This is a genomic window from Vibrio maritimus (assembly GCF_021441885.1).
In the GTDB taxonomy this organism is placed as follows: Bacteria; Pseudomonadota; Gammaproteobacteria; order Enterobacterales; family Vibrionaceae; genus Vibrio; species Vibrio maritimus_B.
The window spans coordinates 1,816,893-1,839,461 of the sequence record NZ_CP090439.1 but is presented as its reverse complement, the minus strand read 5'-3'; the positions used below and the strand labels follow the sequence as shown (position 1 = coordinate 1,839,461).

The following is a 22,569-nucleotide window of genomic DNA, read 5'->3' as shown; positions in this document are numbered from 1 at the left end:
ATAATTATATTAGCTATATCTTATTAAGAGGTTGTTTATGAAAGTTGAAAACGGCATTCGAATTCTCGCAGGAACCATGGTTTTGATCTCGCTAATACTGACTGTATACGTGAGCCATCATTTTGTATGGTTTACGGTATTTATCGGTCTTAATTTGATTCAAAGTGGTTTCACCGGTTTTTGTCCGCCACGAAGACTGTTGTTAAAGCTTGGTCTAAAGGAATAGTCCTATTTAAGCGATTCTACCAAGGCTTGAAAGGTAGGATTGTTCAGGAGCTGTTGTCGCCCTTCATCGATGAGTAAGGTGACTGACTCATCATCGAGAGACATATCCGTTGGTATCGCATTAAGTTGGAATTTTTTGTCTTTGTAGTGAGGCGAGTTCAAAGTGATATCGATGAAATGCGGCTTGGGAGTTATGTTTTCATTGGCGACAGCGGCAGACCATTCTGGCATCTTCTTTCTGATGAGATCTTTGGTTGCGTCATTGTATCGGTGAAGTTGTACATCACTCATCGCATTAAACGTATCAGCAAAGCTGGGTTCGTCGTCTGAGAGCTCAAAACCGTATTTGGGTGTCGTCGAGGCATCGACAACAATGATGACAAAGTCGGATAGTGGTCTGGCTTTTATTGTCTCGAAAAACTCTTGGTCACCGCCAGCACTTTCAACAACCTCATATATCGCCAGTAATCCTAGATTGTCCGATATTCCACCGTCTACTAGATGGATAAAAGGGCGAGCATCTTTGTCACTGTAGCTGCGCAGTCCCTCCAACGTATTTTGAATTTGCGCATTATCGCTTTCTCTATCCAACACGAATCGAGTATCTCTCAAACAGGCGTGATGGTTTTTAAGGACGACGGGATTAAAAACTATGGGCACTGCTGCTGATGCGGTCACTGCGTTTGCGACTGGATACGAATGAAGATCTGAGCATATCAAATCAAAATATTCTTGAAGGAAGGAGAAGCGCACACCACCACCCAAATCTGTCGCGTTAATGACGATCATTGGTCCATCTGAACGCTGCAGGTCAGCAAACGTTGCGTTGTGGAACAGTTCTTCTTGATAATACTCTATCGCTTTTTCCGAGCGTCCATTTTCTGAAAACCAAAGGGTCGGGCTAAACAATAGATGAATGAGGTCGTCGCCAACTTTTCGATAGAGAAACTCTGACTCGTAGTCTTCGAAGATTCGGTCCCCGTACAGACCATAATAGGCCGATGTGAAACTACCTCCAGACACAGACGCGATATAGTCGACTTCATCTAAAAGTCTAACTTCGCCCTTTGAGGTCATGATCTTGGTATCCCGAAGCGCCAACAGCGTGCCGTATGAGAGAGCTGCAGCCCTAACGCCACCGCCGGAAAAGGCGAGAGTCAGAGAGATATCACCTTCATCTCTCTGATTAATGGACTCGCCAACGGAATAAGGTGGTAAATCACTACTGTTGACCATGGGCTTATTTTCTATCGCGCCTTTAGTAGCGCAGCCGCTGAGGGAAACGATAAACAGAGAGATGACGGCAAATTTCATTGGGTATTCAGCAAGCGAATTTATAATACGTGTGTTCTAAGCTTAGCCATCTTCACCGTTTTTACTAATGACTGGTTATTTATACAGTGTTAGTGAAATTGGGCAATGATCGCTCATTTGGTAATCAAGAACACTCTTGGTCGGCATAACATTCTGTAGGGCTGGACTGCTGCGTAAATCGGGACTGACGACAATATGGTCGATCAGAGACCGAAACTGATGAGTCTTGTTTGGGTTTCGATTAGAACGTACTTTACACTCGGCTTTAGTGGATTTCGTTGCCAGCCTTGGCACAGCATCGAGGTCTTTCGTGAGAGTTGCCCAGAGCCAGTCGCCTGAATAAGCAAGATTGTGGTTAAAGTCTCCAAGCAATACATACGATTTATCATTAGATTCAAGTTGCTTGAGCCAACTGTTAAGGACTGTGCCTTGCTGTTTGAGTGTCTTACACGATTTGTTAGATGTGTATTTGCCACTGCATCCGGCTTTAAGGTGCACAGAAAGGAGGTTAATCCTAGTCCCGTTCTCTAACGTCAACTCAATCGCAGAGGCAAAACGAAGCCGCCCACCTTTACTTAGGGGGAAGTCAGCAACGTCTTTTACAGTATGACCATGACGAACGGCAAAGCCGGTATACTGATTTATTTCTGAAAACTGGTGCTGTTTATTGCTGGGTAATGATCGGTCTGAGAGGTAGATGTCATAATCGGGTCCAACAACTCGAGAAATTGCCTCTATGCTGTCCACTTCTTGGAATGCGAGAATATCGGGACTGGTTTGCATGAATTGCGTCTTCAGTGCGGAAAAGTCCTCTTGAGTACGATAACTCGTTGGAAACTTTTTCGATGGCGTCGTTGTAAGCCACTCTATGTTCCATGTCATTATCGTGGTCGCACCTACTAGTGTAGGAAAAAGTGATATTCCTATTAGTAGGGAAAACGTCAGGTAACCATAACGGATTGTTCTTATCATTTCCCTTGCCATTCATAAAAATCGTTTCAAGCAATGTGCCGCAAGCGTTGGCAAAAATGCAACTGTTTTTCCTGAAAATTTGGCATTGATTTTGGAAATTACGCCATATGAGATCCACTTCATCTAGATCGAATTCTTCTTGTTCACTACCCAGTTTTTATTGATCCAAATCAATACTTTCGGTTGGTGCTTTTCGTTAAATACACCACAATATATTGTGTCAGAATAAATGCTAACAACCCTATATAGTGTATTTGTGGATAACTCTGTGAGTATGTTAGGGGTAAGGAGAAAGGGTGAAAACAATCGTAATCAAGAGAGATGGCTCTCGTGCTCCGTTTACAAAGGATCGTATTGAAGCTGCTGTGGTAAGTGCGGCGGAACATGCAGACAAAGAGTTCGAACTGTACGCTAAAAATGTGGCGTTAGCAGTCGAACTTAAGCTGCAGGATTGCGAACATGTGGATATTCAGGAAATCCAAACGCATGTAGAAAATGAGCTAATGCAGGGTCCATATAAAGGGCTGGCTCGTTCATACATCGAATACCGTCACGACCGCGATGTTGCGCGTGAGAAGAAGAGCGCTCTGACTAAAGAGATTGAAGGTCTTATCGAAGAGAGCAATGCCGATCTTCTTAATGAGAACGCTAATAAAGACGGTAAAGTGATTCCAACTCAGCGCGACCTGCTTGCAGGTATCGTTGCTAAGCACTATGCAAAAACGCGTATCTTACCGCGTGATGTTGTGCAAGCTCACGATGAAGGCGATATTCACTATCACGATCTAGATTACGCACCTTTCTTCCCAATGTTTAACTGTATGCTGATCGATCTTAAAGGCATGCTTACTCACGGTTTCAAAATGGGTAACGCAGAGATTGATACGCCAAAATCTATTTCGACGGCGACAGCGGTAACGGCACAGATCATTGCTCAGGTAGCAAGCCATATTTATGGTGGTACGACAATCAACCGTATTGATGAAGTACTAGCACCATATGTTAAAGCAAGCTACGACAAGCATCTTCAAATTGCGCAAGAGTGGGACATCCACCAGCCAGAAGCATTTGCAACAGCTCGTACAGAAAAAGAGTGTTACGACGCGTTCCAGTCATTAGAGTATGAAGTGAACACCCTGCATACTGCTAACGGTCAGACTCCGTTTGTTACCTTTGGTTTTGGCCTTGGCACAAGTTGGGAATCTAAGCTTATTCAAACGTCTATTCTTAAGAACCGAATTGCGGGTCTAGGTAAGAACAAAAAAACGGCGGTATTCCCGAAACTGGTCTTTGCCATTAAAGATGGATTGAACCACAAGTCAGAAGATCCTAACTACGATGTTAAGCAACTGGCGTTAGAGTGTGCATCAAAACGTATGTACCCAGATATTCTTAACTACGATAAAGTAGTTGAGGTAACGGGTTCGTTCAAGACGCCGATGGGTTGTCGTAGTTTCCTAAACACGTACGAAGAGAATGGTGAACTGCAGCATGAAGGGCGTAACAACCTTGGTGTGGTGAGTCTTAACCTTCCTCGTATTGCAATCAAAGCGAATGGTAGTGTCGATAAATTCTATGAACTATTGAATGATCGCCTAGTGCTTGCACGTAAAGCGCTTGAGACTCGCATTAGTCGTTTAGAGAAAGTGAAAGCACGAGTGGCCCCGATCCTTTATATGGAAGGTGCATGTGGCGTCCGACTTAAAGCTGACGACTCGATTGCTCCAATCTTTAAAAATGGTCGCGCATCGATTTCTCTTGGTTACATCGGTATCCACGAGACAATGACTGCACTGTTTGGAAACGACACTCACATGTATGACGATAATCAAATGCGCGATATGGCGTTGGATATCATCAAGCATATGAAGAGCGTAGTAAACGAGTGGGCACAAGAAACAGGCTATGCATTCAGCCTTTACGGTACGCCGAGTGAAAACCTATGTAGCCGTTTCTGCCAAATCGATACGAAAGAGTTTGGTGTTATTGAGGGTGTGACCGATAAAGGTTACTACACCAACAGTTTCCACCTAGACGTACAGAAGAAAGTAAACCCTTACGATAAGATCGACTTTGAGATGCCATACCCAGAAGTGTCATCAGGCGGCTTTATCTGCTACGGCGAGTTCCCGAACATGCAACGCAATATCGAAGCGTTGGAGAACGTGTGGGACTACAGTTACAGTCGTGTTCCTTACTATGGCACCAACACACCAATTGATGAGTGTTATGAGTGTGGCTACACGGGTGAATTTGACTGTACCAGTAAAGGCTTTACATGCCCTAAATGTGGTAACCACGATTCTACGCGTGTATCTGTAACTCGTCGTGTTTGTGGCTATCTAGGTAGTCCTGATGCTCGTCCATTTAACTTCGGTAAACAAGAAGAAGTTAAGCGCCGCGTCAAACACCTGTAAAAAACAAGCAACACCAGTAATAGAAGAGAGTCACAACCAATGAATTATCATCAGTATCATCCAATCGACGTGGTCAATGGACCTGGTACGCGTTGTACTCTCTTTGTTTCTGGCTGTGTTCACCAATGCCGAGGGTGCTATAACCAGGCAACATGGTCTTTGCATTCTGGGCATTCGTTTACTCAAGAGCTTGAAGACCAAATCATTGCTGATCTCAATGATACTCGCATCAAAAAGCGCGGTCTGTCTTTATCGGGAGGCGATCCACTTCATCCTGCGAATGTCGATGCTGTGCTTAAACTCGTTCAACGAGTTAAAGCTGAGTGTGTGGGTAAAGATATTTGGCTTTGGTCGGGTTATCTTCTAAGTGAACTCACACCAGAGCAAAAACAAGTCGTTGATCTTGTCGATGTGCTGGTGGACGGTAAGTTTGAAAAAGATCTTGCCGATCCAGAGCTTGAATGGCGTGGTAGCGCCAATCAGGTCATTCATCGCTTTACTGATTTATGATAAAGGAGCTTCGGCTCCTTTTCTGTTGTGTTGAACCTATTAATCGCTGAACAGCTATCTTACTAGGTTTCAAGACTCATATAGATAATCTGGTTTACAGTGCGCTTTACAGAATGAATATCGCCCACTTATAACAAAACTATTTCAATGTTTTTAATCTAATGATAACGTGAAGCCCATTGCTTGAATTTCAAAGGGTTGTGACTTTCATGTTCTCTCAGTTACCCGAGCCAGCGCTCGATCCAATTCTTTCTCTTTCCGTTGCTTACCGAAATGATCCCCGTACCGACAAAGTTGATTTAGGTATCGGTGTATACAGAAACAGCGACGGTCAAACTCCTATTATGAAGGCGATAGCTGAAGCTCAGCGTATCGTCACCGCGCAACAGCAAACCAAGGCCTACGTGGGTCTTGCTGGATGCGAAGAGTTCAACCAAAGCATTGCCAAGGTTGTTTTCGGTGAAACGCCAATCTACGACCGTATGTCAGTGATTCAAACGCCAGGTGCAAGTGGTGGTCTCCGTATGTTGGGCGACCTAATGAACGTGGCAGCGCCAGGTACCACGGTTTGGTTGTCAAACCCAAGTTACGTAAACCACAAGCCTGTCATGGAGGCTGCAGGTCTCACCGTTAAGTTCTACCGCTACTTCAATACAGCGACAAAACAAGTAGACCGCGATGCAATGCTGACGGATCTAAGTCAAGCAGGTCAGGGCGATGTTGTTTTACTTCATGGTTGCTGTCATAACCCAACGGGCGCTGACATTTCATTGGATGACTGGAAAGCGATCACAGAGCTTAGCGTGAAAAATGGTTTTGTTCCGTTTGTAGATGTTGCTTATCAAGGTTTTGGTGATGGTCTCGACCAAGACGCATTAGGTCTGCGCCACATGGCTGAAAACGTCGAGGAAATGTTGCTAACCACATCTTGTTCCAAGAACTTTGGCCTTTATCGAGAGCGCACTGGTGCAGCAATCGTAATCGGTAAAAACTCAGCAGAGGCTAATAACGCCAAGGGTAAACTGCTTACCCTTGCGCGAGCTACCTATACCATGCCGCCTGATCACGGGGCTGCATTAGTAAAAACTATCTTAGCAGATGAGTATCTGACGAATATGTGGACGACAGAACTTTCTGAGATGCAACAGAGACTTGTGTCGCTTCGTGATGGTCTTTGCAAAGCACTGAAAAATTCACATTCAACGGATGAATTTGACTTCATCATGTCTCACAAAGGCATGTTTACTGTGCTAGGATTTACAGCAGAACAAATGCAACGCCTACGCAACGACTTTGGTATTTATGGTGTTGACGATGGTCGTATTAATATTGCGGGTCTGTCTGAGTCTCAATTGCCATATGTCGCTGATGCATTAGCAGCAGTAAGTCAAAAATAAAGATACACACGCAACGAGCTAACAATAATAAAGGTGAATGAATGAAACCTTGGAAAGTAATTTTGCCCCTGATGCTGTCAGGCGGTTTGGTCGCATGTTCGACAACACCAACGGAAACGGCGACGCCTCCAGCGGTAGAGCAACCTTCAACGGAGGTCACTCCTGAGACTCCTGATACTGAAACAGCTCCAGAGGCCGTAGAGCCAGAGGCAAAACCAGATGAAAAGGTGACGGAGACAAAGCCAGAACCTAAGCCTGAAGAGCCTGTCGTTGAGAAAAAGCCTGAGCAACCAGTGGCTAAGCCAGCCCCTGTAAAGAGTGAAGATGGCAAACTCATTCTTGGTGAGCAGGAGTATGTAAACCTGGTAGACATCAAAGTATCAACTAAGGCACGTATCGATACAGGTGCAACAACATCTTCACTCAGTGCGGTAGATATCGTACCTTTTGAGCGTGATGGGAAAGACTGGGTTAAGTTTAAGATGAAGCATGACGGTGTGGAATCGAAAGAAGTGTCATTGCCTGTTGAGCGTTGGGTTAAAGTAAAACAATCTAGCTCAGAAGAAAGCGACAAGCGACCTGTGATTGTTTCAGTCATCAAAATTGGCGACATGACTAGCAAAACAGAGTTTACGTTAGCGGATAGAACGCACCTAAAATATCCAGTGCTACTGGGTCGAAGCTTCTTTAGGGATGTTGCGATTGTCGACGTAAGCCGTAAATACGTACAACCGAAGCCTTAGATTTCGACTTGATACTAAAAAGGGTTTTCCATAATAGGAAAACCCTTTTTTAATGCTGTCTTGTAACGCTATATTTGTTTACAACGAACTCAACTTTAGAGTCTGTTGGTTAGAAACCAAATTCTACGGACATTTGAACTTGAGGTCCGTAAATACCACCGTCTTTAAGATCAGCACCTAAAGAGAGTGCCTCAGTAGAATGGAATCGTGCGCCAACACTCCAGATAAATACGGTGTCGTCTCGACGGTTAAGCATACCTACTTGCCCAACACCTTCGATATTTTGAAGAAGCCAAACGCGTGAACCAATATTGAATTCCGACATAAATTCGCTGTCGAATTTTTCGTCGTCTTTTGTTTTAACGTTGTGGACCAATAGTTGACCATATACGTCTGCAAACTGACCGATAGGACCGTTAAACCCAATACCACCCGCGATATCCCAGTCGCCTTCAAATCGACTGTCTGCACGAGCAATAAAATGGGTGTTTTCTGTAAAAAAGGTCGTAAACTCAGTGCCCATAGTACCAGGGTTAGCACCCAAGCGAACCTCAAAAGAGTTATAGTTAAAATTATTTGCTTGAACCAGCGCAGGGGCGGCGACTGCTAATGTCAAAAGTGCAGCACGACTTGCTTTACCTAGCATGAGAACTCCATGATAAAAAGTGTTCGATATAAACTCGAATATTTAATTAAATCAGTATATAAAAAAAAGTACTGCAAAATACAGACCATTTTGACTATATCGAGATATTGTCACCATAATTAGAGCCTGATCAAGGTCTACAAAGCGTTATAAGTACTTAGAATTCAAAGCAAACCGTTGGTCAGCTAAGTTAAACAAGGTAAACTGTTCATAGAGTCTTACCAATAAAAACAGGTCAATATGCGTCGTACTTCACAAGCCCTAATGGTACAGGGAACCACATCAGATGCAGGTAAAAGTGTCTTAGTGGCAGGGTTATGCCGTGTCTTAGCTCGCAAAGGGATAAACGTTGCCCCTTTTAAGAGTCAGAATATGGCGTTAAACAGTGCAGTAACATCAGACGGCGGGGAGATAGGTCGCGCGCAAGCAGTGCAAGCTCAAGCTGCTAACGTGAATCCAACCGTTCATATGAATCCCGTGCTCATTAAGCCTAATTCAGACACTGGTGCGCAAATTATCATTCAAGGTAAAGCGTATGCGAATATGGATGCCGTCGGTTTTCATGACTATAAACGTATGGCAATGCCGTTTGTAATGGACTCATTCAATCAACTCAGCAAAGAATTTGACTCAATTGTGATTGAGGGCGCTGGGAGTCCAGCGGAGATTAACCTCAGAGAAAACGACATTGCAAACATGGGGTTTGCAGAAGAAGCAGATGTTCCAGTGATAATCGTAGCAGACATCGATCGTGGCGGTGTTTTCGCGCACCTCTACGGCACTTTAGCTCTATTATCTGAGTCAGAGCAGGCGCGTGTAATTGGCTTTGTTATTAACCGTTTTCGCGGCGATATATCATTATTAGAACCCGGCTTGGATTGGCTAGAACAAAAGACGGGCAAGCCAGTCATTGGCGTTATCCCATACCTACATGGGTTAAACATCGAGGCCGAGGATGCGATCGATGCTTCCCATGACGAAAAGTCCCACACCAAGTTGAGCGTCGCTGTTCCGGTGCTTACGAGAATCAGTAACCACACGGATTTTGATGCACTTCGTCTACATCCTGATATCGACTTTCGCTATGTGGGTAAAGGCGAGCGTTTAGACGCAGCAGATCTGATCATACTGCCTGGCACAAAATCTGTGCGCGATGACCTCGCCTATTTACGTGAACAGGGCTGGGACAGAGATATTGCTCGCCATCTTCGATTCGGAGGTAAGGTCGTCGGTATCTGTGGAGGATACCAAATGTTGGGTGATGAGATTGCTGATTTGCATGGTATTGAAGGAAAGCCCGGTCGAAGTGAAGGCTTAAAGCTACTGAACTTAACTACTCAACTCGAAGCTGAGAAGCAATTAACGAATGTGAAAGGCTGCTTGAACCTTGGTGAACGAACTGTTGAGATCGAGGGGTATGAGATACACGCGGGTCAATCAAAAGTCTCGGGAGTTCAGCCGGTGACTTTCTCTAATGGCGTTAAAGATGGTGCAATCAGTGACGACAATCAAGTTCTAGGAACGTATGTTCATGGTTTCTTTGACCTGCCTGACGTCGTCAGCGTTATCTCGCAGTGGGTGAATGGCGCTAATGTAGAAAGTTTCGCCATTAAAGATGAAAAAGAGAATGCGATTGACCGCATTGCTGACTCGATTGAAGAACATTTGAAACTGGATCTGCTTTGGCCAGATCTAACTGAAGCGGCTAGAGCAGAGTAGAGTATCTATGCGTTATTTACTATTAGTCATGTTGGTTACGCTGTCACATGTTTCATTGGCTAAAACATTGACGGTATTTGCTGCCAGCTCAATGACGAATGCGGTTAATGAGATAGCAGAAGAATTTGAGAACCAAGAAAATATTAAGGTAAGAACGGTGTTTGCGGGATCGTCCTCTTTAGCGCGACAAATTCTCACAGGAGCACCTGCAGACATATTCATTTCAGCCAATACTCGTTGGATGGATTACTTACAAACAAAGAGGGCGGTTGAAGCTTCAAACGTACATATTGTCGCCCACAATGAGTTAGCTCTTATTACCAGTACGCAATTAAAGCATGAACAGCTCGAGACGGGTTCCTTTGACTTATTTTCATCTGCGCAGTGGAGGTCGTTGTTGAAAAATAACAGGCTTGCAATCGGGCAAACAGATGCCGTTCCCGTCGGGATCTATACAAAACAGGCGCTAGAATCTTTAGGGATTTGGAGTGATGTAAGAGAACAACTGGCACCTGTGAATAACGTAAGGCAGGTGTTGGCGCTCGTGGATAGAAAAGAAGCACCGCTCGGTGTGGTATATCGTTCTGATGTAATAGCGAGTGACGGTGTCACTATACTTTCGGTGTTTCCAGCTTCAAGTCATGACTCGATTGATTACCCAATGGCGAATTTGAATGGCTCTCCAGAGTCTATTCTGTTTGCGCAATTTGTGCGTTCGGAAAAAGGACAGGCTATATTGAGACATTATGGATTTATCACTGAAGGGACGTTAACCCGCTAATATGTTGACAGAATACGAAGTAGAAGCGATCTTTTTGAGCCTGAAAGTCGCGTCAGTTGCGATAATATGGTTAATACCAATCGGTGTGTTTTTGGCGTGGTTGTTGAGTAAAAAGGATTTTGTTGGTAAGAGCCTTTTAGACAGCGTTGTCCATTTACCGCTGGTTTTACCTCCCGTTGTTGTGGGGTATTTGTTGCTTATTTCTATGGGTCGACAAGGGTTCATTGGGCAGTTTATTTATCAGTATACGGGTATGAGTTTTAGCTTTAGCTGGCGAGGCGCGGTACTGGCTTGCATTATTGTTGCGTTACCACTCATGGTGCGTTCTATTCGGTTATCTATGGAAAATGTAGATTACAAACTAGAACAAGCTGCACGGACGTTAGGTGCTTCTCCCCAAAAAGTATTTTGGACTATTACCTTACCCTTGATCATCCCTGGCATAATTAGCGGTACCATGCTGTCGTTTGCTAGAAGCTTGGGTGAATTTGGAGCAACCATTAGCTTTGTCTCCAATATTCCAGGAGAAACGCAGACTATTCCTTTGGCTATGTATAGTTTTCTCGAAACCCCAGGGGCAGAATCTGCTGCGTTTCGTTTATGTGTCATTTCAATTGCTATTTCATTGGCGTCCCTCTATTTCTCTGAGTCGCTTAATCGCTGGATGGGACGTCGTTTAGGAGTGGTGAAATGAGCACAATTAGCATCGATGTTAAGAAGCAGTTCGAGTCTCAGTCTTTTCACCTTAAAACATCATTACCGGCTAAAGGTATTACTGCCATTTTTGGTCGCTCTGGTGCGGGGAAAACGACGCTTATCAACTTAGTCAGTGGGTTGGTCGAACCTGATGCAGGCTATATCGCAATTAATCACGAGCCGTTATTCGATTCTCAACACAACATCAATGTGCCCATCGAAAAACGCAAGATCGGCTACGTGTTCCAAGACGCTAGACTCTTTCCACATATGACGGTCGAGCGAAATTTATGTTACGGCGTCACGAAAAAGAATGAGGATTACTTCAACGAAATCATAAAACTACTTGCTATTGAGGCGCTTCTCGATCGTTATCCAAGTCATTTATCTGGTGGTGAAAAGCAACGAGTAGCCATTGGACGAGCTTTATTAAGCAAGCCAAACATACTCCTTATGGATGAACCTTTGGCATCTTTAGACACGCCAAGAAAGAGAGAGCTAATGCCTTTTTTAGAAGCACTTTCTAATCAGGTGGATATACCTATACTCTATGTTACGCATAGCCAGAACGAGATCCTCAGGTTAGCTCAACACTTAGTAGTGATTGATGACGGTAAGGTTGTTGAGTCCGACATAATCGAACGGGTGTGGGCGAGTAAATTGATGCAATCATGGCAGTCGTTTTCAGATAAAAGCGCGCTATTCAAAGGAACAGTGTTAGAACAGAACGACACCTATGGTTTAACCAAGGTAGCCTTGACGCCTGAGCATTATTTATGGGTCCAACATACCAATGCTGATGTTGGGGAACATGTTAGGTTGCGGGTCAGAGCCAGCGATGTATCTATCTCTTTAAACAGAGCGGAGAAAACATCAATACGAAACATTCTTCCGTGTGTCGTAAAATCAATTTCTCTGGGCGGTAAGGGAACGCCGAGGCAAAGCGTGGAAGTGGTCTTGTCACTAGATGAAGAGCGTGAGCTAGTTGCGACGGTTACACAGTGGGCGATAGATGACTTGAGCTTGAAGGAAGGACAAAAAGTGTATGCACAAATAAAAGGGGTGAGTGTGTCGCAAAAAGATGTGGCACTCGAACCGCATCTATAAAAAAAGAGCCACAGAAAGTGGCTCTTTTAGCATCTTTAAGACGAATTATTTTACAAAAACTTCTTTGAAATCACGCTTCAAGATAGCATCACGGCGTGCTTTTTTAATCTGCTTAACCATGTCTTTAATGCAGTTCTGTAGAACTTTATCAAGAAGCTCTGCTTTGTATGCTTCTTTATCGTCATCGCTCATATCTGATGGTAGTTCCATCGTAGTAAACTCTTCTAAAGCGCTCACGCCTGCGAATGCTTGACTCACAGAGATGAGTGCATGAAACTGCTCGAAATTATCAAGAATATTCTGTGCGCTTGCTGGCAGAGAGTTCCACGCTTCACGAACCGCTTCTTCAGTCACTTCGTGGATAGATACCACCATGTTGTACAGCTCTTCTGGTACCTCATCAAAAAGGATTACCTGTTTAAGCTCAGCGGAGACTGTCTCTAGGTCTACGATAGTGGTTTCGGTGTTTTGTGTTTCAGACATACAGCTTTCTCTGTGTAAAGATTGTCGATGATCCAGAGATCATCATTTCAAACGTCAATAATAATCCAAGTAGAGTCAGAATGCCCACTCAAAACTGTGATTTGGGCGCAAACAAACTGTTATTACTGCAATTTTAGTGGGACTGTTTGAATATTATCCTAATATGTGGTTTATATTAACCATATGTTGGTGTTATACAAAGACAAGGATGCTCATAATGTCCATAGAATCTTCGATGAAAATTCTTCTCGTAGATGATGCTCAGTTGGAGCGTATGCAGTTACAGATACGCCTCAAACAACTTGGGCATGAGGTAGAGGTAGCGGCTAGCGGTAGAGAGGCGCTTGCTTTGTATCCGACGTTTGACCCAGAACTCGTTTTACTCGACATTTCTATGCCAGAGATGGATGGGTTTGAGGTGGCAGCTGAAATTCGACAGCGTTACAAAGCTGACTGGATACCAATCATCTTTTTAAGCAGTCACGATGAACCTGAAATGATTGCGAAAGCTATCGATGCAGGCGGTGATGACTACTTGGTTAAACCCGTGAACAAAATAGTCTTGCAGTCCAAACTCATAGCGATGCAACGAATCGCTCAAATGCGTCGCGAGTTAAAACAAGCAAGCTCCCAGCTCGAAGAAGCTAATAGGGCACTGCAACACCAAGCCAACGAAGACGGTCTAACTAAATTGTTCAATCGTCGCTATATGGACGACAAACTAACAGAGCTGATTCAATGGCATGGAAGACACCAAATGCCCTTGTCTGTCATTCTTATGGATGTAGACCATTTTAAAGCCTACAACGATAACTATGGCCACACCGAGGGCGATCAGTGTTTGATAAACATTGCGCAGTTTCTTGACGTTATGTTTATTCGCTCTGGAGAGTATGTAGGTCGATACGGTGGTGAAGAGTTCGTTATCTTACTAAGCAAAAGCGATGTTCACGAAGCTGAAGAGAACGCAGCAAGGGTAAAAGATGGCATCGTCTCGCTAAACATTCCTCATGAGTTCTCCCAGACTTCTGATAGGGTGACGTTGTCACTTGGTGTGTACAGCACCATTCCTAATGGAAATGAGTCATTAAGTGAATTGTACGAAAGTGCTGATAAGCTGCTTTATCAAGCGAAGAGAAGTGGTCGAAATCGCTACGTTTCACAACTCGAAAGCGATATTGTTAGTACCACCTCATAGACTCTTCTAGAATCACGCCCATGTAGAGAGCGACAATTATTTCATTGTCCGCTTCTCTTTTTTCAATGTTTTTCTACACTTAATACAAAGCGTTACTGTAAAAAGTAACGCTTTTGTTATTGTTAGCGTTCATCATTCGTTATTGAGGTTTGTCCATTGAGACTTTTAACGGTCACTGTATCTATTATCGCATTAACTCATCTGACGGCTCGTGCTGACCCACAGTTTAAAGATATCTTCGAAGAAGATTTTGCAGCGGCGATCATATTAACGGACAGCGACGCATTAACCTTTGGCTTCAAGGATTTTGACCCTAATGACTTACTTAATATTGATAATGATGAAATTGGTTCACAAGAAGCTCTAGATAGACGAAAGAATATTGGCGTTTCGGCACTGCCTCTGACATTTGATTTATCCGACAACAAGCAGTTTCAACAACGAGCGACCCTCCGGTTTTCCGCATTGCGCATCGAAGATCAAATCTTAGATATTGGCGATAGTCATCGTAAATACGTATTAGGGGTGTTCACAGGCTATGAGCAGGAGATTAGCTTCAGTGAACACTGGACGTTCGAGACAGGCATCGGCCTTCATCTTCAATACTTACATAGCAACTATGACTTTCAATCACCGTTTTCCAAACTCTTTCAAAGATTTATTGATGGAAAGTTGGTCAATACATCCGCATGGGCAACGTCAATTCAACCCAAAATGGGCTTTAACTACTCCAAAGATAAAGGCTGGGGTCTGGTTAAATTGAAATCAACGTTTAATTATTTTTCTGGATACGGTTGGGGTAAAGCAAACGAGGGCGATGTCGGTACGCCAGAAGGTTGGTATTGGTCAAACGAAGCGAAGCTGTTCTACGATGTCACTGATTGGGGACGATCAATCCAAACCGTGTATACCAGCGTCCGGCGAGTAGATATTGGTGGGGACACACTTGGCATCCTAGGTTCGAGTCATTACTACGAGGGAACGGTTGGGTGGTTAATGACACCGCCTTTTCATGTGCCATTGGTCGACAATGTTGGCATTGGGTTGAGCGTAAACTACGGAAGTGACTTAAAGGGCGGGAGTATTGTACTGTTCTTTAACCAAGACTAATCAATTAGGTTAAGATGCTTTAGCGGGCGCATTGAACTTGGTTACGTCCTTTCTCTTTAGCGGAGTAAAGTGCCTTGTCAGCCTTCTTGAGAACGTCTTCAGGCTTACGAGTATTTTTACTGTCTGCCGCACCAATACTCACCGTTACGCTCACTGTAGATTGTTTACTGTTAGAACCGCGATTCTTGGCCCCCTGTTTGTTATTATTGGGACGCTTTAGCTCGTCACGAATGACCATTTCATAGTTCTGAATTTCCTCTCTTAGTTCCTCTAAGAAAGGCTTACTGTCTTTCGCGGTTTTTCCCTTGAACAGCACAGTAAACTCTTCACCACCATAACGATAGACTTTAGCGTTTCCGCCAACGCCAAGCATACGAGATGCGACAAGCTTGAGTACGTCATCGCCAGTATCGTGGCCGTAGGTATCGTTGAACGATTTGAAGTGGTCAACGTCTAGCATCGCAATGGTGAACTTACGTCCTAAGTGCTTCATATCCATTTCTAAAGCACGGCGACCAGGAATATTAGTCAGTCGGTCATTGAACGCCATTTGATGGCTTGCAGATATCACATAGATAATTATTAGGACACCGGCTAGTGAGAACAGGGTGCTTGAGATATATGGGATGTGAAAGAAAATAAATGTCCCACCGGCCATAAAAATGGATGCATAAACAGCGGCATCAATTGGACGGTTGAAATTGAGCAAGAAAATGCCCGTGGCACCGATAATAGCAAGCGTGTAAAGAACTAGAACAAGTGGCAGTCGAGATATCTGAGGTACTGCCATCAAAAGATCGTTGTCGAAGCCTAAAAAGCCACCAGTTGCAAAATGAGACAGGATGAGCGCGGTCCATCCGATAAAACTAACTAGAATAGCACCAAAGATAGCCATACCTTTGCTAATGACTCCGGTATCTGAAAACAAATACGACAAACTGCACGACACAGGTAACAGCAAGCTTAGCAAAGAAAGCTCAAGTAATGTCGTCCCTGAACTTAAAGGGCTTTGCAATCGAAGCTGTATAACAAGGTAGGCGACAAGCATGGATAAAGCGACCATCGCCATTCTGGATTGTTTGAATGTGTGGCTGAGGGCGACAGCGGTTCCAAACAATATATAAGGTAGGTTAGTGACAAAACCTGAATTCGCTTTAGTCGCGTCAATGATGTGATTTACGCTGACCATTACACCAATCATCATCAACATAGGCATGAAGAGACGAAACAGATTGGAGCTGGTAAAAGAGGTCGCCATTAACTAAGAACTCAGGTACTTCAGGTTGTTTATAATTCGATTCTTTAGGATACGGTAATTTAATGTTTTGCCAAGTATTTTGTCATTCTTGCACTCAAAAGCCGATGCTAATTCGCAAAGTTTATAAATATCTCAATAGAGGTTAAATGTTTAGAAAACACTGACCGTAGACAAGACGAGTCCCATAGAACCAAGTTTTGCCTATAAGTGCCGCTAACTTTTACACTTTAGGGTTGACCCCCCACTAGAAAATAGCCAACATTAATCATTAATATTACTGCTTGTTGAGGAAAGCTTGTGGGATTCTTTTCAAAACTGTTCGGAGGCGGCAAAGCACCGCAACCCAAAGAAGTTGAGCCTGTAGAATATAAAGGGTTTCTTATCTACCAAGAAGCTATTGCGGAAAATGGGCAATATCGTATCGCTGGTCGAATCACCAAAGAAGTAGATGGCGAACTAAAAGAGCATAGATTTATTCGCTCTGATGTACTCGGTTCTGAGTCTGACGCGAACGAACTGATGCTCAATAAAGCACAGATGTTCATTGATCAAATGGGTGAGTCAATTTTCTAATTAGCATTGAACATCGACATATCTTTAGTCTGGGGCCCTTCAACATTTGTTGAGGGGCTTTTGTTTTTCAGTGTTCTAACGACACTCACAGGCTGTTTCCTAACCTTTGAATATCGAACATCGATTTCTTCCATATGACTGTTTAGAAAATGAGAACTTGATCTTATACGTACGTCGTACTGTATGTGTATAGTGCACACGAATTTTCGTACTGACTAGGTTCGTCGGTTTATGGCTGACTAGCCAAAAAAAACAAGCCTGCCGAAACTCCTATCAGTATTCACAATAATAGTGCTCTCAGGGTGCTTTTTTTTAGAACTTTTATGGTATGGAGTATTGTATGGTTCTTATCAAAGTGGTCTCTTTAGTGATTTTGCTACTAAGCGTGGTCCATGCAATTAGGTTTAATGCGCGAAATGGTGGTTCGGATAACGAGTTGAGGACAAAAGAATGATCAATACAGACAAACGTATAGGCAGGGATGCATTGTTCAAAGAACTGGGCTTCATCCCAGCCAAAAAGAGACAACACATTCAGTCATGGGGGGAATGGATTGGTGACGTGCTTCTGCTGCAGGTGCATTTAGCGGACACATTCGAAATCCATGGTGATACCTATGTTCGTGTATTGGGTTGGAGCGAAGACAAAGGAAGAGAGGGTGAGTACGGGTATAAACATCGAATCGCTCACTTAGATGCTATCAGAAATGGTGTTAAAGCATATGCGATCTTCGATCAAGTAGCAGGTAGTCGAGCCTTTGCTGGCTATTGTTATGAACTCGGCGGATTATATGAGCTTCGAAGTGGCACATATATTCAGGTTAACAAACGTCTCACTGTCGAGCAGTTTCAAGAGATCAACGTCGTGGTAGAGGAAGTAGAGGAAGTAGAGGAAGTAGAGGAATCATAAACTTTGGTAATCATCTTGATGCATTTTTGTCCTGGAAAGACCAGTTTCAGTTGATTGATTAAATTGATGTTGGTCATCTGTTTGCAGCAATAATTGTCATAATATGACCTACTTACACGAAAAATTCCCGAGACTCGGTATTATTGCACTGGTATGACCTCAAATTCGGGGTTTTCGTGTGGTTTTTTTACTAGATTGGTTTGTATAAAAGTCATTACTTTCCGTTATATGTAATGAAATTATGTATTTCGGTTACAAATCACTTGATGTTACGAACTCAGTTGGTTAAAAAAGAACAATACTTCTGCCAATAGTTAAGGAATAGCTATGCAAATTGGTGTGCCAAAAGAAATACTCGCGGGTGAAACGCGAGTAGCTGCAACGCCGAAATCGGTTGAGCAGCTTTTGAAATTGGGATTTGATGTCTCAATTGAATCGCAAGCAGGTTTGCTTGCAAGTTTTGACGATGCAGCTTATGTCGCTGCGGGAGCGACGATTAAGTCTTCTGAAGAAGTATGGCAATCAGACCTAGTTCTGAAAGTTAATGCTCCTACCGATGAAGAAATCGAATCACTGAAAGAGGGCGCTAGCTTAGTGAGCTTTGTGTGGCCTGCACAAAACCCTGAGTTAATGGAAAAGCTCTCTAGTAAGAACATCAATGTAATGGCAATGGATGCGGTACCGCGTATCTCTCGCGCACAGGCATTAGATGCATTGAGCTCAATGGCGAATATTGCCGGCTACCGAGCGGTAGTGGAAGCAGCTCACGAGTTTGGCCGTTTCTTCACGGGTCAAATTACGGCAGCAGGTAAGGTTCCACCTGCGAAAGTATTTGTTGCTGGTGCTGGCGTTGCGGGTCTAGCAGCAATCGGTGCAGCAGGAAGCCTGGGTGCAATCGTACGTGCTTTTGACGTGCGTCCAGAAGTTAAAGAACAAGTAGAATCGATGGGTGCTGACTTCTTAGAAGTTGACTACCAAGAAAACTCGGGTTCGGGCGACGGTTATGCAAAAGAGATGTCTGATGACTTCAATAAGAAGGCAGCAGAGCTCTACATGGAACAAGCTAAAGACGTCGACATCATTATCACAACAGCCCTTATTCCAGGACGTCCAGCACCTAAGCTTGTCACCAAAGAGATGGTTGACGCTATGAAGCCAGGCAGCGTTATTGTTGACCTTGCTGCAGCCAATGGTGGTAACTGTGAATATACAGTGGCAGATCAAGTGGTCACGACAGAAAACGGCGTGAAAATTATCGGTTATACCGATATGGTTGGCCGTCTACCGACACAGTCTTCTCAACTTTATGCAACGAACCTAGTTAACCTTCTTAAGCTACTTTGCAAAGAGAAAGACGGAAACATCGACATTAATTTTGACGATGTGGTTCTTCGTGGTGTAACGGTCGTCAAAGAAGGTGAAGTGACTTGGCCAGCACCACCAATTCAAGTTTCTGCACAGCCAGAAGCACCAAAAGCCGAAGCGCCAAAACCAGCTGAGAAAGTTGAAGAGCCAACTTCGCCAGTCAAAAAGCTTGTGGGTCTTGCTGCGGCAGTCGGTGTATTTGGATGGGTAGCATCTGTAGCACCGGCAGCATTCTTATCTCACTTTACGGTATTTGTACTAGCTTGTGTGGTTGGTTACTACGTTGTATGGAACGTGACACATGCGCTGCATACACCGCTGATGTCAGTAACAAATGCGATCTCAGGCATTATTGTTGTTGGTGCGCTATTACAGATTGGACAAGGCAATGGCGTTGTTTCCTTCTTAGCTTTCATCGCTGTATTGATTGCCAGCATCAACATATTCGGTGGTTTCACCGTCACCAAGCGAATGCTTGAAATGTTCCGTAAAGATAAATAAGGAGTCACAATGTCTGCAGGATTAGTACAAGCAGCTTACATTGTAGCTGCACTATTTTTTATCATGAGTTTGGCGGGACTTTCTAAGCAAGAGTCAGCTCGTAACGGTAACTACTATGGTATCGCCGGTATGACGATCGCGCTGATTGCGACGATCTTCAGTCCTGATGCTCAAGGTTTTGCGTGGATTATTGTTGCAATGGTAATCGGTGCTGCGATTGGTATTTTCTACGCTAAGAAAGTAGAAATGACTGAAATGCCAGAACTGGTTGCAATTCTTCACAGCTTTGTAGGTTTAGCCGCAGTGCTTGTTGGTTACAACAGCTACATCGATCCGCCGGCCATTCCAAATGTTGAAACACTGGCTGCTGCTGAAGTTCACGCTCATCACGTAATTCACCTAGTGGAAGTTTTCCTTGGTGTATTCATCGGTGCAGTAACCTTTACCGGCTCTATTGTTGCCTTTGGTAAACTTCGCGGTGTGATTTCATCGTCGCCACTTAACATTCCTCACAAACACAAGTGGAATCTGGCTGCTGTTGTTGTTTCAACACTACTTATGATCTACTTCGTCAAAGCTGACGGCAGCATGTTCGCTCTGTTAGTGATGACAGCGATCGCACTTGTATTTGGTTACCACTTGGTAGCATCAATTGGTGGTGCGGATATGCCGGTTGTCGTTTCAATGCTGAACTCATACTCAGGTTGGGCAGCAGCAGCGGCAGGATTCATGTTGTCAAACGACTTGCTAATCGTAACCGGTGCGTTGGTTGGTTCTTCAGGTGCCATCCTGTCTTACATCATGTGTAAAGCAATGAACCGTTCGTTTATTAGTGTTATCGCCGGTGGCTTCGGTCAGGAAGTGGTGATTTCTAGCGATGAAGAGCAGGGCGAGCACCGTGAGACTTCGGCAGAAGAAGTTGCTGAGATGCTGAAAAACAGTAAGTCAGTCATCATCACTCCTGGATACGGTATGGCAGTAGCCCAAGCTCAGTACCCAGTACATGAAATTACTGAAAAGTTACGCGCACAAGGTGTTGAAGTACGATTTGGTATCCACCCAGTTGCTGGTCGCTTGCCTGGTCACATGAACGTACTACTTGCGGAAGCGAAAGTACCTTACGACATCGTTCTTGAAATGGACGAGTTGAATGATGACTTTGGTGACACAGATACTGTTCTGGTAATCGGTGCGAACGACACAGTTAACCCAGCCGCACTAGAAGATCCAAACAGCCCAATCGCTGGTATGCCAGTGCTTGAAGTTTGGAATGCACAAAACGTTGTCGTGTTTAAGCGTTCAATGAATACGGGTTATGCGGGCGTTCAAAACCCACTATTCTTTAAAGAGAATACATCGATGCTGTTCGGTGACGCTAAAGAGAGTTGCTTGAACATTATTGAGCACATTTAATGTATCAAACTATTATAAAGGAGGCTTCGGCCTCCTTTTTTTATGCATGAACAAGGAGAGTACATGAGAGGGTCTTATGAGTGTGAATACTTTGGAACGATTTATTATGTTCGGTTTCCAGATGGCAGCAGCGTTGAATCAACACACAAAGAAGATATTGATGAAATCTGTAAAGAGCGTGGAATAGAAGAGATAGAAACAAGTAATCAGATATAGCCCTTTGCAACCCACACCTTGCTAGCCTCTTATCATCGATAACTATGGGTTAAGAGGCTCATTCCAATAGTTCATTAGAAAGCCACTCCATTAGTCATACAATTGCAGGTGCGTTAACTTGATGTTTATCAGAGGTTTTGTTATCTGACTCCCACCTGATTGAAACTTAGAGAATCTACCTACAAAGAGAACAATGAACTGCTCAAAGTGTGAAAGGAGAGCGCGAAAGACCAGAAAATGGTAGAACGTGTGAATCGTGCTGAACATGAAAATCGTAGTCTTAAAGCTCGTATAGCAGAGCTAGAAAGTAAAGACGCTTTTGTAGGTGAAATGCCAGAAGGTTTAGTGTGGTCACTTTACATCGCTGCTAAGAAAGCAAATGAAATTCTTAGTGACCGAGTTGCTGATTACGTCGAACAACGTGATAAAGCTTTAGACAGTGCTGAACGTGCAATGGCGGTTGTTGATGAGGCACAGCAACAAAGAGAGCTAGCTAACTCTGAAAGATTAAGAATGACGGCAAAGTGGTCTAATGTCTGTGATTCTAATAATCAATTACGAGTTAAGTTAGAACGAGTCAAAGGAGAGCACGATGCTGCATTAAAGGCTGTGGAGAGTGCTCTGTGTCAGTCAGAAACTACCAAAGGGCTTTTAGAAGCCAACATCAAACTTGAAACCATGGTCAACGAGCTTAGCGGCTTGATTAAAGGTTCAACAACATAACCACATAGGCAGTCAATTACTAAGTGATGTTTCGTAAAGCCATGCTTTAACGAAACGTCATTTTATCAGCACAAGGATGTGTCTTTTTATAGAGGCAACAATGAAAATATTACCGCTATTCCTATCTTTATTTGTCACTTCGTCTTTCGCACAATCCACATTTGATGTGTTTCCACCGACTGAAACGAATGCCCGAAAAGAGCACAGAGTTTGTCAGTCAATCAGTACTGGCAAAACTTTTACGGTGTATGACCGTCGTTGTCCGAGCGGCAGTCGTCAAGTTTGAGGTGCAA

At 43.8% G+C, this 22,569-nt stretch carries 21 protein-coding genes; 16 read left to right on the top strand and 5 right to left on the bottom strand.

All coding sequences use genetic code 11. The features are described from left to right. Positions 1-37 precede the first annotated feature (37 nt). The gene (locus LY387_RS24660) at positions 38-226 is read left to right on the top strand and encodes a YgaP family membrane protein (protein WP_042471591.1); all 189 of its coding nucleotides are present in this window, start codon (positions 38-40) and stop codon (positions 224-226) included. Between the two features lie 2 nt (positions 227-228). Here LY387_RS24660 and LY387_RS24655 read toward each other — a convergent pair whose 3' ends face one another. Further along, complete coding sequence (locus tag LY387_RS24655; protein WP_234496781.1) at positions 229-1,539, bottom strand: patatin-like phospholipase family protein; 1,311 nt, start codon at positions 1,537-1,539, stop codon at positions 229-231. 75 nt (positions 1,540-1,614) lie between these two features. Further along, positions 1,615-2,499, bottom strand: a complete 885-nt coding sequence (locus LY387_RS24650) for an endonuclease/exonuclease/phosphatase family protein (protein WP_419153477.1) — start codon at positions 2,497-2,499, stop codon at positions 1,615-1,617. A 308-nt stretch (positions 2,500-2,807) separates the two neighbouring features. Here LY387_RS24650 and nrdD point away from each other — a divergent pair, with 308 nt between their 5' ends. The 4 genes from nrdD (at position 2,808) to LY387_RS24630 (ending at position 7,578) form a co-directional block, all read left to right on the top strand. Next, on the top strand, positions 2,808-4,928 hold the full coding sequence (gene nrdD, locus LY387_RS24645) for an anaerobic ribonucleoside-triphosphate reductase (protein ID WP_234496779.1): 2,121 nt from the start codon (positions 2,808-2,810) through the stop codon (positions 4,926-4,928). Positions 4,929-4,967: 39 nt separating this feature from the next. Next, complete coding sequence (gene nrdG / locus LY387_RS24640) at positions 4,968-5,438, top strand: anaerobic ribonucleoside-triphosphate reductase-activating protein (RefSeq protein WP_234496778.1); 471 nt, start codon at positions 4,968-4,970, stop codon at positions 5,436-5,438. A gap of 209 nt (positions 5,439-5,647) precedes the next feature. After that, positions 5,648-6,835, top strand: coding sequence for an amino acid aminotransferase (locus LY387_RS24635; RefSeq protein WP_234496777.1), 1,188 nt, complete (start codon positions 5,648-5,650; stop codon positions 6,833-6,835). A gap of 41 nt (positions 6,836-6,876) precedes the next feature. Continuing rightward, a complete protein-coding gene (locus tag LY387_RS24630; RefSeq protein ID WP_234496776.1) occupies positions 6,877-7,578 on the top strand; it encodes an ATP-dependent zinc protease in 702 nt (233 codons plus the stop codon). A 109-nt stretch (positions 7,579-7,687) separates the two neighbouring features. Here the strand turns inward: LY387_RS24630 and LY387_RS24625 are convergent, their stop codons facing one another. Continuing rightward, positions 7,688-8,224 (bottom strand): hypothetical protein, encoded by a 537-nt coding sequence (locus LY387_RS24625; protein ID WP_234496775.1) that lies wholly within the window; start codon positions 8,222-8,224, stop codon positions 7,688-7,690. 240 nt (positions 8,225-8,464) lie between these two features. Here LY387_RS24625 and LY387_RS24620 point away from each other — a divergent pair, with 240 nt between their 5' ends. Genes LY387_RS24620 through modC form a run of 4 tightly spaced genes read left to right on the top strand, consistent with a single transcriptional unit; the run spans position 8,465 to position 12,527 of the window. Further along, positions 8,465-9,943, top strand: coding sequence for a cobyric acid synthase (locus LY387_RS24620; protein WP_234496774.1), 1,479 nt, complete (start codon positions 8,465-8,467; stop codon positions 9,941-9,943). Between the two features lie 7 nt (positions 9,944-9,950). Beyond that, on the top strand, positions 9,951-10,724 hold the full coding sequence (gene modA, locus LY387_RS24615) for a molybdate ABC transporter substrate-binding protein (protein WP_234496773.1): 774 nt from the start codon (positions 9,951-9,953) through the stop codon (positions 10,722-10,724). Position 10,725: 1 nt separating this feature from the next. Beyond that, a complete protein-coding gene (gene modB, locus LY387_RS24610; RefSeq protein ID WP_234496772.1) occupies positions 10,726-11,418 on the top strand; it encodes a molybdate ABC transporter permease subunit in 693 nt (230 codons plus the stop codon). Continuing rightward, entirely contained in the window at positions 11,415-12,527 is a 1,113-nt protein-coding gene (modC, locus tag LY387_RS24605; RefSeq protein WP_234496771.1) for a molybdenum ABC transporter ATP-binding protein ModC, read from the top strand. The genes modB and modC overlap by 4 nt, the downstream gene beginning before the upstream one ends. A 45-nt stretch (positions 12,528-12,572) precedes the next feature. Here modC and LY387_RS24600 read toward each other — a convergent pair whose 3' ends face one another. Further along, a complete protein-coding gene (locus LY387_RS24600; protein ID WP_042471605.1) occupies positions 12,573-13,010 on the bottom strand; it encodes a DUF3069 domain-containing protein in 438 nt (145 codons plus the stop codon). 235 nt (positions 13,011-13,245) lie between these two features. Between LY387_RS24600 and LY387_RS24595 the strand changes: the two genes are divergently transcribed. Continuing rightward, positions 13,246-14,208 (top strand): GGDEF domain-containing protein, encoded by a 963-nt coding sequence (locus LY387_RS24595; RefSeq protein WP_234497846.1) that lies wholly within the window; start codon positions 13,246-13,248, stop codon positions 14,206-14,208. Positions 14,209-14,364: 156 nt separating this feature from the next. Next, on the top strand, positions 14,365-15,318 hold the full coding sequence (locus tag LY387_RS24590) for a Solitary outer membrane autotransporter beta-barrel domain (protein WP_234496770.1): 954 nt from the start codon (positions 14,365-14,367) through the stop codon (positions 15,316-15,318). 19 nt (positions 15,319-15,337) lie between these two features. Here LY387_RS24590 and LY387_RS24585 read toward each other — a convergent pair whose 3' ends face one another. Then, a complete protein-coding gene (locus LY387_RS24585) occupies positions 15,338-16,576 on the bottom strand; it encodes a GGDEF domain-containing protein (RefSeq protein WP_234496769.1) in 1,239 nt (412 codons plus the stop codon). A 297-nt stretch (positions 16,577-16,873) separates the two neighbouring features. Here LY387_RS24585 and LY387_RS24580 point away from each other — a divergent pair, with 297 nt between their 5' ends. From LY387_RS24580 to LY387_RS24560, 5 genes are all read left to right on the top strand, one after another. Continuing rightward, positions 16,874-17,149, top strand: a complete 276-nt coding sequence (locus LY387_RS24580) for an HlyU family transcriptional regulator (RefSeq protein ID WP_234496768.1) — start codon at positions 16,874-16,876, stop codon at positions 17,147-17,149. A 450-nt stretch (positions 17,150-17,599) separates the two neighbouring features. After that, complete coding sequence (locus LY387_RS24575) at positions 17,600-18,058, top strand: hypothetical protein (RefSeq protein ID WP_234496767.1); 459 nt, start codon at positions 17,600-17,602, stop codon at positions 18,056-18,058. Between the two features lie 327 nt (positions 18,059-18,385). Next, entirely contained in the window at positions 18,386-19,924 is a 1,539-nt protein-coding gene (locus tag LY387_RS24570) for a Re/Si-specific NAD(P)(+) transhydrogenase subunit alpha (protein WP_234496766.1), read from the top strand. A gap of 9 nt (positions 19,925-19,933) precedes the next feature. Further along, positions 19,934-21,337: a Re/Si-specific NAD(P)(+) transhydrogenase subunit beta gene (gene pntB, locus LY387_RS24565; protein ID WP_234496765.1), complete on the top strand. Its 1,404-nt coding sequence runs from the start codon at positions 19,934-19,936 to the stop codon at positions 21,335-21,337. Positions 21,338-21,790: 453 nt separating this feature from the next. Further along, positions 21,791-22,276 (top strand): hypothetical protein, encoded by a 486-nt coding sequence (locus tag LY387_RS24560; protein WP_234496764.1) that lies wholly within the window; start codon positions 21,791-21,793, stop codon positions 22,274-22,276. Positions 22,277-22,569 lie beyond the last annotated feature (293 nt).

Coding starts and splice junctions, on each gene's coding strand:
- LY387_RS24660 (WP_042471591.1), top strand. CDS start 38: ATGAAAGTTGAAAACGGCATTCGAATTCTCGCAGGAACCATGGTTTTG.
- LY387_RS24655 (WP_234496781.1), bottom strand. CDS start 1,539: ATGAAATTTGCCGTCATCTCTCTGTTTATCGTTTCCCTCAGCGGCTGC.
- nrdG (WP_234496778.1), top strand. CDS start 4,968: ATGAATTATCATCAGTATCATCCAATCGACGTGGTCAATGGACCTGGT.
- LY387_RS24635 (WP_234496777.1), top strand. CDS start 5,648: ATGTTCTCTCAGTTACCCGAGCCAGCGCTCGATCCAATTCTTTCTCTT.
- LY387_RS24630 (WP_234496776.1), top strand. CDS start 6,877: ATGAAACCTTGGAAAGTAATTTTGCCCCTGATGCTGTCAGGCGGTTTG.
- LY387_RS24625 (WP_234496775.1), bottom strand. CDS start 8,224: ATGCTAGGTAAAGCAAGTCGTGCTGCACTTTTGACATTAGCAGTCGCC.
- LY387_RS24620 (WP_234496774.1), top strand. CDS start 8,465: ATGCGTCGTACTTCACAAGCCCTAATGGTACAGGGAACCACATCAGAT.
- modA (WP_234496773.1), top strand. CDS start 9,951: ATGCGTTATTTACTATTAGTCATGTTGGTTACGCTGTCACATGTTTCA.
- modB (WP_234496772.1), top strand. CDS start 10,726: ATGTTGACAGAATACGAAGTAGAAGCGATCTTTTTGAGCCTGAAAGTC.
- modC (WP_234496771.1), top strand. CDS start 11,415: ATGAGCACAATTAGCATCGATGTTAAGAAGCAGTTCGAGTCTCAGTCT.
- LY387_RS24600 (WP_042471605.1), bottom strand. CDS start 13,010: ATGTCTGAAACACAAAACACCGAAACCACTATCGTAGACCTAGAGACA.
- LY387_RS24595 (WP_234497846.1), top strand. CDS start 13,246: ATGAAAATTCTTCTCGTAGATGATGCTCAGTTGGAGCGTATGCAGTTA.
- LY387_RS24585 (WP_234496769.1), bottom strand. CDS start 16,576: ATGGCGACCTCTTTTACCAGCTCCAATCTGTTTCGTCTCTTCATGCCT.
- LY387_RS24575 (WP_234496767.1), top strand. CDS start 17,600: ATGATCAATACAGACAAACGTATAGGCAGGGATGCATTGTTCAAAGAA.
- LY387_RS24570 (WP_234496766.1), top strand. CDS start 18,386: ATGCAAATTGGTGTGCCAAAAGAAATACTCGCGGGTGAAACGCGAGTA.
- pntB (WP_234496765.1), top strand. CDS start 19,934: ATGTCTGCAGGATTAGTACAAGCAGCTTACATTGTAGCTGCACTATTT.
- LY387_RS24560 (WP_234496764.1), top strand. CDS start 21,791: ATGGTAGAACGTGTGAATCGTGCTGAACATGAAAATCGTAGTCTTAAA.